General features: G+C 57.9%; 13 protein-coding genes. 10 read left to right on the top strand and 3 right to left on the bottom strand.

What is annotated here, in order from left to right:
- Positions 1 to 89: 89 nt before the first annotated feature.
- The 3 genes from ACFSOY_RS11685 to ACFSOY_RS11675 form a co-directional block, all read right to left on the bottom strand.
- The gene (locus ACFSOY_RS11685) at positions 90 to 467 is read right to left on the bottom strand and encodes a hypothetical protein (protein ID WP_386046859.1); all 378 of its coding nucleotides are present in this window, start codon (positions 465 to 467) and stop codon (positions 90 to 92) included.
- Between the two features lie 48 nt (positions 468 to 515).
- On the bottom strand, positions 516 to 1,712 hold the full coding sequence (locus ACFSOY_RS11680; protein WP_386046857.1) for a DNA polymerase IV: 1,197 nt from the start codon (positions 1,710 to 1,712) through the stop codon (positions 516 to 518).
- Between the two features lie 108 nt (positions 1,713 to 1,820).
- The gene (locus ACFSOY_RS11675) at positions 1,821 to 2,921 is read right to left on the bottom strand and encodes a YheC/YheD family endospore coat-associated protein (protein WP_386046856.1); all 1,101 of its coding nucleotides are present in this window, start codon (positions 2,919 to 2,921) and stop codon (positions 1,821 to 1,823) included.
- A gap of 202 nt (positions 2,922 to 3,123) precedes the next feature.
- Between ACFSOY_RS11675 and hslO the strand changes: the two genes are divergently transcribed.
- The 10 genes from hslO (at position 3,124) to lysS (ending at position 11,705) form a co-directional block, all read left to right on the top strand.
- Positions 3,124 to 4,020 (top strand): Hsp33 family molecular chaperone HslO, encoded by an 897-nt coding sequence (hslO, locus tag ACFSOY_RS11670; RefSeq protein WP_386046854.1) that lies wholly within the window; start codon positions 3,124 to 3,126, stop codon positions 4,018 to 4,020.
- A gap of 91 nt (positions 4,021 to 4,111) precedes the next feature.
- Positions 4,112 to 5,035, top strand: a complete 924-nt coding sequence (gene cysK, locus ACFSOY_RS11665) for a cysteine synthase A (RefSeq protein WP_386046853.1) — start codon at positions 4,112 to 4,114, stop codon at positions 5,033 to 5,035.
- A 152-nt stretch (positions 5,036 to 5,187) separates the two neighbouring features.
- Positions 5,188 to 6,375, top strand: a complete 1,188-nt coding sequence (folP, locus tag ACFSOY_RS11660) for a dihydropteroate synthase (protein ID WP_386046851.1) — start codon at positions 5,188 to 5,190, stop codon at positions 6,373 to 6,375.
- A gap of 46 nt (positions 6,376 to 6,421) precedes the next feature.
- A complete protein-coding gene (gene folB / locus ACFSOY_RS11655; protein ID WP_386046849.1) occupies positions 6,422 to 6,781 on the top strand; it encodes a dihydroneopterin aldolase in 360 nt (119 codons plus the stop codon).
- Positions 6,771 to 7,307: a 2-amino-4-hydroxy-6-hydroxymethyldihydropteridine diphosphokinase gene (gene folK, locus ACFSOY_RS11650; RefSeq protein WP_386046847.1), complete on the top strand. Its 537-nt coding sequence runs from the start codon at positions 6,771 to 6,773 to the stop codon at positions 7,305 to 7,307. Before folB ends, folK begins: the two co-directional genes overlap by 11 nt.
- A complete protein-coding gene (locus tag ACFSOY_RS11645) occupies positions 7,262 to 7,480 on the top strand; it encodes a helix-turn-helix domain-containing protein (RefSeq protein WP_386046846.1) in 219 nt (72 codons plus the stop codon). The genes folK and ACFSOY_RS11645 overlap by 46 nt, the downstream gene beginning before the upstream one ends.
- A gap of 107 nt (positions 7,481 to 7,587) precedes the next feature.
- Positions 7,588 to 8,586: a tRNA dihydrouridine synthase DusB gene (gene dusB, locus ACFSOY_RS11640; protein ID WP_386046844.1), complete on the top strand. Its 999-nt coding sequence runs from the start codon at positions 7,588 to 7,590 to the stop codon at positions 8,584 to 8,586.
- A 74-nt stretch (positions 8,587 to 8,660) separates the two neighbouring features.
- Positions 8,661 to 9,569 carry a quinate 5-dehydrogenase gene (locus ACFSOY_RS11635; protein ID WP_386046842.1) on the top strand — a complete coding sequence of 303 codons (909 nt, stop codon included), beginning with the start codon at positions 8,661 to 8,663 and terminating at the stop codon, positions 9,567 to 9,569.
- A 132-nt stretch (positions 9,570 to 9,701) separates the two neighbouring features.
- Positions 9,702 to 10,178, top strand: coding sequence for a transcription elongation factor GreA (gene greA, locus ACFSOY_RS11630; protein WP_386047068.1), 477 nt, complete (start codon positions 9,702 to 9,704; stop codon positions 10,176 to 10,178).
- A gap of 21 nt (positions 10,179 to 10,199) precedes the next feature.
- Positions 10,200 to 11,705: a lysine--tRNA ligase gene (gene lysS, locus ACFSOY_RS11625; RefSeq protein WP_386046840.1), complete on the top strand. Its 1,506-nt coding sequence runs from the start codon at positions 10,200 to 10,202 to the stop codon at positions 11,703 to 11,705.
- Positions 11,706 to 12,272: the final 567 nt, after the last annotated feature.

Below are 12,272 nucleotides of genomic sequence, written 5' to 3'. Positions count from 1 at the left end.
GAGCGGCTTTTGTGACAGCAGCGATCAAAAAAAGAAGCATGACGCGATGTTTTCTGCGCGTCATGCTGGAAAGCGAACCGATTCGTGCGCTAGGCCACATAGGTAGAATAGCCGAAAAATCCACCGAGGATGCCGGCGATCCCGATCGCTCCCAGATAGAGGCGAAGCAGATTGGTGCGCTCTCTCGGCGGCAGGCTGTCTTTCAGCGCGGTGATCGACTGCGAGTTGCGGATGATGACGAGCAGGGCGGCCAGCGTCCCGACGACAGCAAAGAAGCGAGTGAAGCTGAGGTCGAAATAGGTCAGGAACAGCGCAAGGAAAAGCCCGCCGAGGCTGATGCCGTAGAGATACTTGTCCAACTCCGGCAACGCGTTCCGCTTGGTGCGCACGAGGAAGGTGTAAAGGTTGAGCAAAAGTGCCGCAATCAACATAAATTGAAACATCGTAGCTAACGTATGGGTTGTCATCGCATATCTCCTTTATTATCAGAATTTTATATCTATTAGTATACAGGATTACATGTCCTCGCGCTTGATCAATCGTGCGCGCGTGACGATGTTTTCGCCAAATTTGTCTTTCAGCAGGTCGACCGTCTTCGAAAGCTCCTCCTGTTTTGGGTCGGGGGCGCGAAAGCTGAGATCGTCGAACAGGCTGAGCTGCTCCGCATGCTGTTGGTCGTCTGCACAAAGCCCGCTGACCGAGACGCCGATCAGCCGGATCGCATCCTTTTTCGTGAGCGCGCACTTGGCGAGCAGTCGTTTCGCCACCTCGTAGATCGTCTGTTCCAAATGGGTGGGTGCAGGCAAGGTCTGGCTTCTGGTGATCGTGCGAAAGGGGGCGTAGCGCAGCTTCAGCGTCACCGTCCGCCCTTTCACACCTTTGCGGCGCAGGCGGCGCGCCACCTTGACCGCTTGGCTGAGCAGCGTGGTTTCGAGGAAGGCGATCTCCTGCACATCTGCGGCGAAGGTCGTCTCGTGACCGACCGATTTGACCTCATGCTCCGGCTCGACCGGTCGATCGTCGAGGCCGTTCGACAGCCGATAGATGTGATCGGCAAAATCGCCGAGGTGGATGCGCATGCGCTTCAGATCCATGTTGGCCACATCGCCGATCGTCTTCAGCCCGAGGCGCTGCAGCTGTTCGGCGCTCTTCTTGCCGACGCCCCACAGGCGGGTGATCGGCAGGGGGTGAACGCGATGGAGCAGATCCTCCCGGTTCAGCAGGACGAGCCCATCCGGCTTTTCCAGATCGGAGCCGAGCTTGGCGAGATATTTATTGTAGGAGATGCCGACCGACGCGCTCAGGCCAAGCTCGTCGCGAATGTCCTGCTTCAGCCTCCTCGCGATCGTCAGGCCATCCCCGAACAGGCGGGCGCTGCCGGTGACGTCGAGAAACGCCTCGTCGACCGAAAGACCCTCGATCAGCGGCGTATAGCGTGCGAGGATGTCAAACATCTGACGGGAGACGGTGCTGTATTTTCTCATGTTCGGGAAGAGAAAGATGCCGTCCGGACAGCGGCGCTGCGCCTCTGCGGTCGGCATGGCGGAGCGGACGCCAAACACCCGCGCTTCATAGGAACAGGTCGAGACGACACCACGCCCGGACGCAGGTCCGCCGATGATCACCGGGCGACCGCGCAACTCCGGCTGGTCGCGCTGCTCGACCGATGCAAAAAACGCATCCATATCGAGATGTAATATCGTTCGCTCCATCCGTTTCACCTCCATGTAATCGAACAAACGTTTCTATTTCTTCAGCATAACAAAAAAACCGTTTCGACTCTAGGGCGAGACGGTTTTTTCTTCCAAGCGCTGAAAGGGTCAGAATTTCTGCCGATCGGATCGGAGCGGCGGCACAGCTTTTCTGCGCGGCGGGGCGATCGTCGTGCAGAAGGCGAGCAGATGCTGATAGGCCGCTTTGCGATCTGCCATCGACAGCGCTTGGCGGCCAGGGCGCGGGTTGATGTCGAGCGGGTACAGCTCGCCGTCGGTGGTCAGCCCGATGTCGATGCCGAGAAAGGCCAGCGTGGGTCGGATCGGTGTCAGCGCTTCGGCAGTGAGGATGGCGACCTGTTCGATCTGCTCGCGGGTGGGCATGTTCAGCCGCCGTTTGTTCATCTCCGCCTCCAGCCAAGAGAGCGGTTCGATCCGTCCGCCGCGCGCGAGGTTGGTCACCGCTTGCCCCGCCTGCCCCGCTCGCGGCACGGTGGTCACCGGCCGCCACCTCCGCTCTCCATCGCGAAAGAGCACGACGCGCAGGTCGATTTTGCAACCGCCGACCTCGACGAGCGAAACGCCTTGCTGAATCAGGTGCGGCGTTCGCTTCAGCTGCGCGGCGATCAGCTGGAGCAGCTGAGCTCGGTCGACGGTGCGTCGCTTTTGCTCAGCGATGGTGAACAGACCGTCCTCAGCTCGGGAGATGCACAGCACGCCTTGCCCTTTCGAACCGCGAACCGGCTTCAAAAAGACGCTCGGGTAGCGCGTCAGCCAGCCGATCGCCTCCTCCGCCCGCAGCAAGGAGTCGGTCGCCGGCAGATGAGCGGCGAGGGCAGGGGAGTCGGACAGGGCGCGCCAGACGCCGCGCTTGTCGGGCAGGCGCGGGTTGAGCACCGGGATGCCGCGCGCTCGCAGCGATCGCTTGAGCGCTGCGTACTGGGGATCGAGGCGTGCGATGTGCACAAACACCTGGTCGACGATCAGGTGCGGCAGCTTCGTTCGGCCGTACCACCAGGAGCCGTTCGCTCGCTGCCGGAAGCCCGACACGCTGTTCGCGCCAAGCGCCATCTGATGCGGGTGAAAAAACAGGATGGGGATCTCCGCCTCGCGCCCGACTGCTGACAGCAGCTCCCACGTGGGGGGAAGTCGTGTGGCGGTCGGCCGCGGAAGATCGGTCGTCATCAGTCCGAGCAGAGGTTGCTCCAAGGGGGTCACCTTCCACTGTAGCGTTTTCACCTATCGTATGAAGCGCGATCGCCATCCGTCTCACTCTTTTGCTGCCGCTTCGTATACTTACAACTGGGGGAGGATCATGCTAACATAGAGTAGTGTTTGGAGATGTGCAAGTTTTACCATCTGCAGTTCGGTGTGTTCAGCACCGTTTTCAGCATTGAGGAGGAACGACAGAATGAGCGATTATTTGGTACGCGCAACCGCACTCGACGGCAAGCTTCGCGCGTTTGCATGCATAACGACGGAGATCGTCAGGGAGCTTTCCGATCGCAACAAGGCACTCGCTTTGGCAAGCGCCGCCCTCGGTCGGACGGCGACGATGGCTGCGATGATGGGCGTGATGTTAAAAGGCAAGGAGACGGTCACACTGCAGATTCGCGGGGACGGCCCGCTCGGGCGCATCGTGGCGACGGCAGACAGCGAGGGCCATGTGCGCGGCTATGTGGACAACCCGCTGGTCGAACTGGCTCCGAAAGATGGCATCGTGTTCGGCGATGTCGAAAAGCTGGATGTCGGCGCAGCGGTCGGCGATGGTTTTCTCTATGTGATCAAAGACTTGGGGATGAAGGAGCCGTATATCGGCTCCGTGCCGCTGGCGACCGGGGAGATCGGGGACGATTTCCTGTACTACTTTGCCCAGTCCGAACAGACTCCGTCTGCGCTCGGGCTTGGCGTTCTGGTCGGGAAGGATCAGGCGGTGACTGCTGCGGGCGGCTTTTTGCTCCAGCTGCTCCCAGGGGTGTCGGACGAGGATATCGACTACATCGAAAATCAGATTCGCCAGTTCCCGCACATCACTTCACTGCTCGTGCAGGGATACACGCCAGAGGAGATCTTGAAGCGGTTGATCCCAGGCGACATCAACTTCAATGAAAAGGTCGAGATCGGCTTCCGCTGCGACTGCTCCCACGAGCGGTTTGCCCGCGGTCTGCTGTCGCTCGGCGCGGCGGAGCTGACCAAGATCATGGAAGAGGACAAGCGGGCAGAGCTCGTCTGCCACTTCTGCAACGAGGTCTACCAGTTTGAGGAGGCAGACCTGCTCGAACTGATCGCCGAGGCAAAGAGGGATTGACAGAAAAAGGTCTCCCGCGCTACACTATGAGTAACAAATATCGTAAATCCAACTGCAATACTTGGCTATGGATTTAGGGGAGGTACAACCAATGCGCGTGGCAAATAACATTGCAGAACTGATCGGGCAGACTCCGATCATCAAATTGAACACCATCGGCGGGCCGGACGATGCGGAGATCTATGTGAAACTGGAGTCGTTCAACCCGGGCGGCTCGGTGAAGGACCGCATCGCCTACTCGATGATCGTCGAAGCGGAAAAGGCGGGAGAGATCAAGCCGGGCGATACGCTCGTCGAGCCGACATCGGGCAACACCGGTATCGGGCTTGCGATGATGGCGGCAGCAAAAGGGTACCGAGCTGTGCTGGTCATGCCGGACACGATGTCGGTCGAGCGTCGCAACCTGCTCCGCGCGTACGGGGCAGAGCTGGTGCTCACTCCGGGTGCAGAGGGGATGAAGGGCGCGATCGCCAAGGCGAACGCGCTGAAAGAGGAGAACCCATCTTGGTTCATCCCGCAGCAGTTTGACAACCCAGCGAACCCGAAGATCCATCGCGAGACGACCGCGCAAGAGATTCTTGCTGCGTTTGACGGGCAGTTGGATGCGTTCGTCGCGGGCGTTGGCACCGGCGGCACGCTGACCGGCGTCGGCGAAGTGCTCAAGTCGAGCAACCCGAACATCAAGGTCGTGGCTGTCGAGCCGAGCGCCTCTCCGGTACTCTCCGGCGGACAACCTGGGCCGCACAAAATCCAGGGCATCGGCGCAGGGTTCGTTCCGTCGATCATGAACACCGACCAAGTGGATGAGATCATCCAAGTCGAGAACGAGATCGCGTTCGAATATGCGCGTCGCCTCGCCAAAGATGAGGGCATCCTCGTCGGGATCTCCTCCGGCGGCAACGTGTACGCTGCCCTGCAGATCGCCCAAAAGCTCGGCAAGGGCAAGAAAGTGCTCACCGTGGCTCCGTCCACCGGGGAGCGGTATCTGTCGACCGCGCTGTTCCAGTTTGAATAGAACGACCAGAGTAAGCACCTTTTTGGTGCTTACTTTTTTGTGCCATCCTGCTGATCGCCCTTCGCCATCGCCAGACGAAAAGGTTGCCAACCGGCAATCTTTTTTAGTTTCATTTGCTATAATGAAAAAAGTTTGGCGAGGGGGAATCGAGGATGAGATACAATCCTTATGTGATACATATTGAAAATGAAGCGCACCTGCATGCGGAGTTCCGGCTGGTCGGTTCGACCGAGGCGGGGAATCGGATCATGCTGAACAAAGGGCGCAGCTTTGTGATTCGCATTGACGAGGTGAGCTTGAAGGCGGCGAACATCTTGAAGCAGGAGATGCTCTCCCGCGGCGGGGATGCGGCGGTGCACCGCGATGTGGCAGACCTGTCTGCAGGCGACTCTTCGATCGTGCTGATGGGGACGAAGCGACAATATCTTGAGCTGATCGACAAGCTGCGCATTCAGCCTTTCGGTCTCAAACAGCTCGGGCAAGAGCTGGCCGAGGCGATCGATCGCTATGATCGGAAAGCTTCGCCGACGCTCACCTTTGCAGGGGGCAAGTTTTCCTTTGACTTTGGAACGCGCACCTACATGATGGGCATCCTCAATCTGACGCCCGACTCTTTTTCGGACGGCGGGCGTTGGACAGACCTCGACCGAGCGGTTCAGCACGCCAAAGAGATGGTGGCGGCAGGCGCCGACATCTTGGACATCGGCGGTGAATCGACGCGCCCAGGGCACGATCCGGTGTCGGCAGAAGAGGAGATTCGCCGCGTGATCCCGGTGATCGAGCGGTTGGCGCAAGAGGTTCACGTGCCGCTGTCGATCGACACCTACAAAGGGGAGGTCGCCAAAGCGGCGATCGAGGCGGGCGCCCACATCGTCAACGATGTCTGGGGTTTTAAAAAGGACTCGACGCTCGCTGGCATCTGCGCCGCTCTCGACTGCCCAGTCATCCTGATGCACAACCGCGAAACACCGCATGAGCGCGATCTGATCACCGGCGTCGTCGGCGATATTCGCGAGTCGATTCGGCTGGCGCACGAGGCGGGCGTGCGCGATGAAAACATCATCCTCGACCCTGGCATCGGATTTGGCAAGACGCATGAGCAAAACCTGTATATGATGAAGCGGATGGACGATTTTGTCGGGCTGGGCTATCCGGTATTGCTCGGCACCTCGCGCAAATCGATGATCGGAAATACGCTGCACCTGCCTGTCGAGGAACGGGTGGAGGGCACGGCTGCCACCGTTGCGCTCGGCATCGCCAAAGGCGTCGACATCGTGCGGGTGCACGATGTGTTGGCGATGGCGCGCGTCGCCCGGATGACAGACGCGATGGTGCGCTGAGCAGAGTTGAAGGAAGCGAAGACCCAGCGAAGGAGAGACGGATAAGATGGATGCGATCTACATATCAGGCATGGAGTTTTACGGCTATCATGGAGTTTTTGAGGAGGAAAATCGCCTCGGGCAGCGCTTCTATGCTGACCTCACCCTCTACACTTCGCTTCGCGAGGCGGGGACGACAGACGATTTGACAGCGACGATCCACTACGGGGAAGCGTACGCGGAGATCAAAAAGATCATGGAGGGCGAGCCGGTGCAACTGTTGGAAACGCTCGCCGAGCGCATCGCCCAGCAGATGCTCTCCACCTATGAGCGCGTGCAAAAGGTGCGGGTGAAGGTGACCAAGCCGATGCCGCCGTTCGCCGGCACTTTGCAGGGAGTCGCGGTGGAGGTCTATCGTGAACGATAAGCATCGCCACACCGCCTACCTGTCGCTCGGTTCCAACCTGGGCGATCGCATGCAGAATCTGCGCAGTGCGATCGCCCGCTTGAACGATCATCCGGACATCGAGGTGACCCGCATCTCCCCCGTCTACGAGACCGCCCCGGTCGGGATGACCGACCAGCCCGATTTTTTGAACGTGGCGATCGAGCTCAAGACGGCGCTCGATCCGAAAAAGTTGCTTTTCGTCACCAGTTCTACAGAATTAGACATGGGTCGTCAAAGGGATATCAGGTGGGGACCGCGTACATTAGATATAGACATCCTGCTCATAGACAAGCAGGTCATGGACACGGCGGAGCTCATCGTACCACATCCTCGCATGGCGGAACGCGCATTCGTCCTACTACCGCTCGCAGACCTTGCAGGCGACATGGTGCATCCTGTAACGCTGCAAACCGTGTCAGACATGGCCGATCAGGTTGACGGGAAGGAAGGGGTCTCTCGATGTCAGATACAATTGGCAAGCGGTTGCGAGCTTTTCGAAAGCTGAAGAACCTCACCCAACAGGAGCTGGCCGACAAACTGCACGTCTCGATTGCGATCGTCGGTGCGATTGAGCGCGGAACTAGAGATCCTTCGACCGAGATCTTGCGCTCCATCCACTCGGTGCTCGGCGTGACGGAGCAGGAGCTTCGCGGAGAGTCGCTAACAATTGGTGGTTGAGCGGAGCGAGCGACAGATGGTAAGATGGCAGTAACGAAATTTGATGCGAGGCACAGACCGCAGGTCTGTGTTTTTCGCTGTTCTATATAGATGGGAGTGAGCGTTTCATGTTGAAGATCGGAAATGTGGAGCTGGAGAACAATGTGATCTTGGCGCCGATGGCAGGTGTGTGCAACCCGTCGTTTCGCATCTTGGCGAAAGAGATGGGAGCGGGCATGGTCTGTGCGGAGATGGTAGCGACGAAAGCTTTGCAGCATGGCAACGCGAAAACTCGCTCCATGCTGACCATCCTGCCGGAGGAGAAGCCAGTCTCGATGCAATTGGTCGGCTGTGACGCAGAATCGATGGGAATCGCAGCTGAGCTGGTCGCCAACACCGATGCGGCGATCGTCGACATCAACATGGGCTGCCCGGCGAGCAAGATCCACCGGGCGGGCTCGGGCGCAGCGCTTGCGCGCGACCCGGAAAATGCGGCGCGCATCGTGGAAGCGGTCGTCAAGGCGGTGCCGAACAAGCCGGTCACCGTCAAGTTCCGCAAGGGTTGGGACGATGACAACATCAACGCGGTCGCGGTGGCGAAGGCGGTCGAGCAGGCGGGAGCGAAAGCGGTGTCCGTCCACGGGCGCACCGCGAAGCAGATGTACCAGGGTGAGGCAGACTGGAGCATCATCCGCGAGGTGAAGGCGGCGGTGAAGATCCCCGTGATCGGCAACGGCGATGTCACCACACCGCAAAAGGCGATGCAACTGCTCAGGGAGACAGGCTGTGACGGCGTGATGATCGGCCGAGGATCGCTCGGCAACCCGTGGATCTTCCGCGCGGTCACCCACTTCATGCAGACCGGGGAAGAGCTGATGCCGCCGACGGCGGAGGAGCGCATCCGCGTGGCGCTGCGCCACACCGACCTGCTCGTCGCTGAAAAAGGGGAGCATGTCGGCACGCGCGAGATGAGAAAGCACATCGCTTGGTACACGAAAGGACTTCGCGATTCGAACCAGTTCCGCGACCGGATCAACCTCTTGGAGACGTCGCAGTCGCTTCGCGATGCGCTCGACGAGTATCTGGAATATCTGATCAGGTCGGAAGCGCAGGAAGCGATGATCTAGCACCGTCTAAAACCGCTGCTTGCTGGAGAGGATGGAAGGGAGACTTTCCAGATTTTCCGGCAGGGGGTGGAGATGTGAAACGAGTGGTCAGCGTCTCCCTCGGTTCTTCTCTGCGCGATCACAGCGTGCAGCTCTCCCTTTTGGGAGAGGAGGTGCTCCTCGAACGGATCGGCACCGACGGGGATCGGCGCAAGGTGATCGAGGAGATTCGGAGGTTGGATGGCAAAGTCGATGCGTTCGGAATGGGCGGCCTCGACCGCTATCTGTACCTGAGCGATCGCCGCTACACCTTTCGGGAGGCGGAGCTGATCGCCCGCCATGCGACTCGCTCGCCGATCGTCGATGGATCGGGGCTGAAAAACGGCTTGGAGCGCCATGTGGTGCGCAGCTTGGCCGATCACCCGCAGATTCGCTTGCGCAACAAAAGCGTGCTGCTCGTCTCGGGCGCCGACCGATTTGGCATGGCGACCGCGCTGGTGGAGATCGGATGTGAAGTGGTCTTTGGCGATCTGATGTTCGGATTGGGGTTGCCGCTGGCGATTCGCTCCCTGCAGGGGCTCGATCGTGCGGCGCGGATGATCGCACCGCTGATCACCAAGCTGCCGATCCGCTTTTTGTATCCGACCGGTGAGAAGCAGCAGGAGATTCGGGCGAAATATGAACAGCACTACCTGGATGCCGATGTGATCGCAGGCGACTTTCATTTTATTCGACGTCATCTTCCGGAGCGGCTGACAGGCAAGACGGTCGTGACCAACACGGTGACGCCAGCAGATGTGCAGATGTTGCGCGCGCGCGGCGTCGAGCATCTGGTGACGACGACGCCTGACTTTTCCGGCAGGAGCTTCGGCACGAATGCGATCGAGGCGCTGCTTGTCGCCTTGGCGGAGAGCGACCGCGAGCTCGCTCCGATGCGCTATGTGTCGCTGCTGAATCGGATCGGATTTGAACCGCGCATTGAATCGTTGACAGATCGGGTTTGAAGCAACTATAATCTTTTGAAAGATATGTTTTATGAAATAAACAGAGCGGAGCACTGTCAGCAGATGCGGTTGGCAGTGTTTTTCTATAGTCTGATGACCAAGATCGAATCTGATCAGGAGGAGCTGGTACATATGTCGGAGAAGGAAACGTTGCTCACCATCGGTGGGCTTCAGAAATTAGAAGAAGAGCTGGACCATCTGAAATCGGTGAAGCGCCGCGAGGTGGCCGAGCGGATCAAAGTGGCGATCAGCTACGGAGATATCAGCGAGAACTCAGAGTATGATGATGCGAAAAACGAACAGGCTTTTATTGAAGGTCGCATCATCACGCTGGAGAAGATGCTGCGCAACGCCCGCATCATCAGCGAGTCCGATCTGAGCACCGGGGCGGTCGGCATCGGCAACTGTGTGGTGATCAAGGACATCGAGTATGGCGATGTGATGGAATACACGATCGTCGGCACTGCGGAGGCAGATCCGACCGAAAACAAAATTTCGAACGAGTCTCCTGTCGGTCGGGCTTTACTTGGACGGGTGATTGGCGATAAGATTGAAGTTAATGTACCGGCGGGTACGATCGAATATGAGATCTTAGAGATCAAAAAATAGAATCTATCGGAGTTGAGAGCGATGTCAGAACAACAGCAATCCACGCCCGCGCTCGAAGTAAACGAGCAGATGCAGGTCCGCCGCGAAAAGTTGCAGGCCCTGTACGACAAAGGGATCGAACCGTGGGGCAAACGCTTTGAAGCGTCCCATACTTCTTTGGAGGTCCTCGCTTTTGGCGAGAACTTGACCAAGGAGGAGTTGGCGGAGATCAATCAGCCGGTATTGATCGCCGGTCGGATCATGCTGAAGCGCGGTCAAGGGAAGGCGAGCTTCTCGCACATCCAAGACCGTGCGGGGCGTGTGCAGATCTACGTCAAGAAGGACACGGTCGGCGATGCGTCCTACGAGCTGTTTGATAAGATGGACATCGGTGATTTTATCGCGGTTGAAGGGACGATCTTTAAAACGAACAAAGGGGAAGTGTCGATCAACGTGTCGGCTCTCGAACTGATGACCAAGTCGTTGCGTCCCCTGCCCGACAAGCACGCAGGACTGAAAGATGTGGAGCAGCGCTATCGTCAGCGCTATGTCGATCTGATCGTCAACCCGGATGTGCGCGAGACGTTTGTGCAGCGCTCGAAGATCATCCAAGCGATGCGTCATTTCTTTGATGGACAAGGATTCCTTGAGGTAGAGACCCCGACGATGCATGCGATCGCTGGCGGCGCGGCCGCTCGTCCGTTCGTCACGCATCACAACGCGCTCGATATGGAGCTGTACATGCGGATCGCGCTCGAACTGCCGCTGAAGCGGTTGATCGTTGGCGGCTTGGAGCGCGTATACGAGATCGGTCGCGCCTATCGCAACGAAGGGGTGTCCACTCGCCATAACCCTGAGTTCACGATGCTTGAGCTGTATCAGGCGTATGCGGACTACACCGACATCATGACGCTTACGGAGAACAGCATCGTCTACGCGGCACAGCAGGTGCTCGGGACGACGCAGATCGAATACCAGGGCGTGCAGGTGGATCTGTCTCCGCAGTGGAAGCGCATTTCGATGGTCGATGCGGTCAAGGAAGCGTGCGGTGTTGATTTCAAACAGGTGCACACAGACGAAGAGGCGCATCAACTGGCGAAGGAGCACAAGGTGCAGGCGGAAAAGGCATGGAAAGTCGGCCATATCCTCAACGCGTTCTTCGAGGAGTTTGTGGAGTCGAGCCTGATCCAGCCGACGTTTATCACCGGCCACCCGGTGGAGATCTCGCCGCTGGCGAAGAAAAACCCAGAAGATCCACGCTATACGGATCGCTTTGAGCTGTTTATCGTCGGACGCGAGCATGCGAACGCGTTTACGGAGCTGAACGATCCGATCGACCAGCGCCAGCGCTTCGAAGCGCAGTTGGAAGAGAAAGAGCAAGGCAATGATGAGGCGCATGAGATGGATGAAGATTTCATTCAAGCGCTCGAATATGGGATGCCGCCAACGGGCGGTCTGGGCATCGGCATCGACCGCGTCGTCATGCTGCTGACCAACCAACCATCGATTCGCGATGTGTTGTTGTTCCCGCATATGCGTCACGTCTAGGATGAACATTCGGAAGGACTTAGCCGATCGGCTAAGTCCTTTTTATTTTTGACAAGGAGTGTTTTCGCAAAGCGTGACAAGGCGAAGGTGCTGCTGAAGGCGATGCTGTAAGCAAGCCGCGCAACAAAAATGGGGATAATTCGTGTGAATTTGTGGGTAACTTTGTGGACGATGTGGATAACTTGGGGATAATGGCCGGTTTTGTGGACAACTTCTCTGCGCGAATCGGTGCTTCCATCCCGAGTGAAACAGGGGAATGGCTGTGTTTTACGCGGTTGGTGCTGGATCATGTCGGAGTTTGTTAGGATTTGTTCCACTGTGGACATTGTGGATAAGATCGTGAAGTGGTAAGATAGCTCTTGTCGCCGCGAGCGACAGAACGTTTGAACGGTACGATCGAGAAAAAGATCGTTCAAAAGCTGTTCTTGATATTTTTTCTGATAGGAATAAATTGTTATTGATTTTGCTTCTTGCGATGTGTTATATTATTTCTTGTCGCCGCGAAACGGCGGACGACGCGAAAGAGCAAAACGATTGATCCTTGAAAACTAAACGAGTGTTATGAAG

Source organism: Tumebacillus lipolyticus (genome assembly GCF_042682745.1).
Taxonomy (GTDB): Bacteria; Bacillota; Bacilli; order Tumebacillales; family Tumebacillaceae; genus Tumebacillus_A; species Tumebacillus_A lipolyticus.
The sequence above is the reverse complement of the archived record's forward strand: the minus strand, read 5'-3'. Positions and strand labels throughout refer to the sequence as shown.

What these genes read in the sequence shown, in the direction of transcription:
- ACFSOY_RS11685 (WP_386046859.1), bottom strand. Translation starts at nt 467, where the DNA reads ATGACAACCCATACGTTAGCTACGATGTTTCAATTTATGTTGATTGCG.
- ACFSOY_RS11680 (WP_386046857.1), bottom strand. Translation starts at nt 1,712, where the DNA reads ATGGAGCGAACGATATTACATCTCGATATGGATGCGTTTTTTGCATCG.
- hslO (WP_386046854.1), top strand. Translation starts at nt 3,124, where the DNA reads ATGAGCGATTATTTGGTACGCGCAACCGCACTCGACGGCAAGCTTCGC.
- cysK (WP_386046853.1), top strand. Translation starts at nt 4,112, where the DNA reads ATGCGCGTGGCAAATAACATTGCAGAACTGATCGGGCAGACTCCGATC.
- folP (WP_386046851.1), top strand. Translation starts at nt 5,188, where the DNA reads ATGAGATACAATCCTTATGTGATACATATTGAAAATGAAGCGCACCTG.
- folB (WP_386046849.1), top strand. Translation starts at nt 6,422, where the DNA reads ATGGATGCGATCTACATATCAGGCATGGAGTTTTACGGCTATCATGGA.
- ACFSOY_RS11645 (WP_386046846.1), top strand. Translation starts at nt 7,262, where the DNA reads ATGTCAGATACAATTGGCAAGCGGTTGCGAGCTTTTCGAAAGCTGAAG.
- dusB (WP_386046844.1), top strand. Translation starts at nt 7,588, where the DNA reads ATGTTGAAGATCGGAAATGTGGAGCTGGAGAACAATGTGATCTTGGCG.
- greA (WP_386047068.1), top strand. Translation starts at nt 9,702, where the DNA reads ATGTCGGAGAAGGAAACGTTGCTCACCATCGGTGGGCTTCAGAAATTA.
- lysS (WP_386046840.1), top strand. Translation starts at nt 10,200, where the DNA reads ATGTCAGAACAACAGCAATCCACGCCCGCGCTCGAAGTAAACGAGCAG.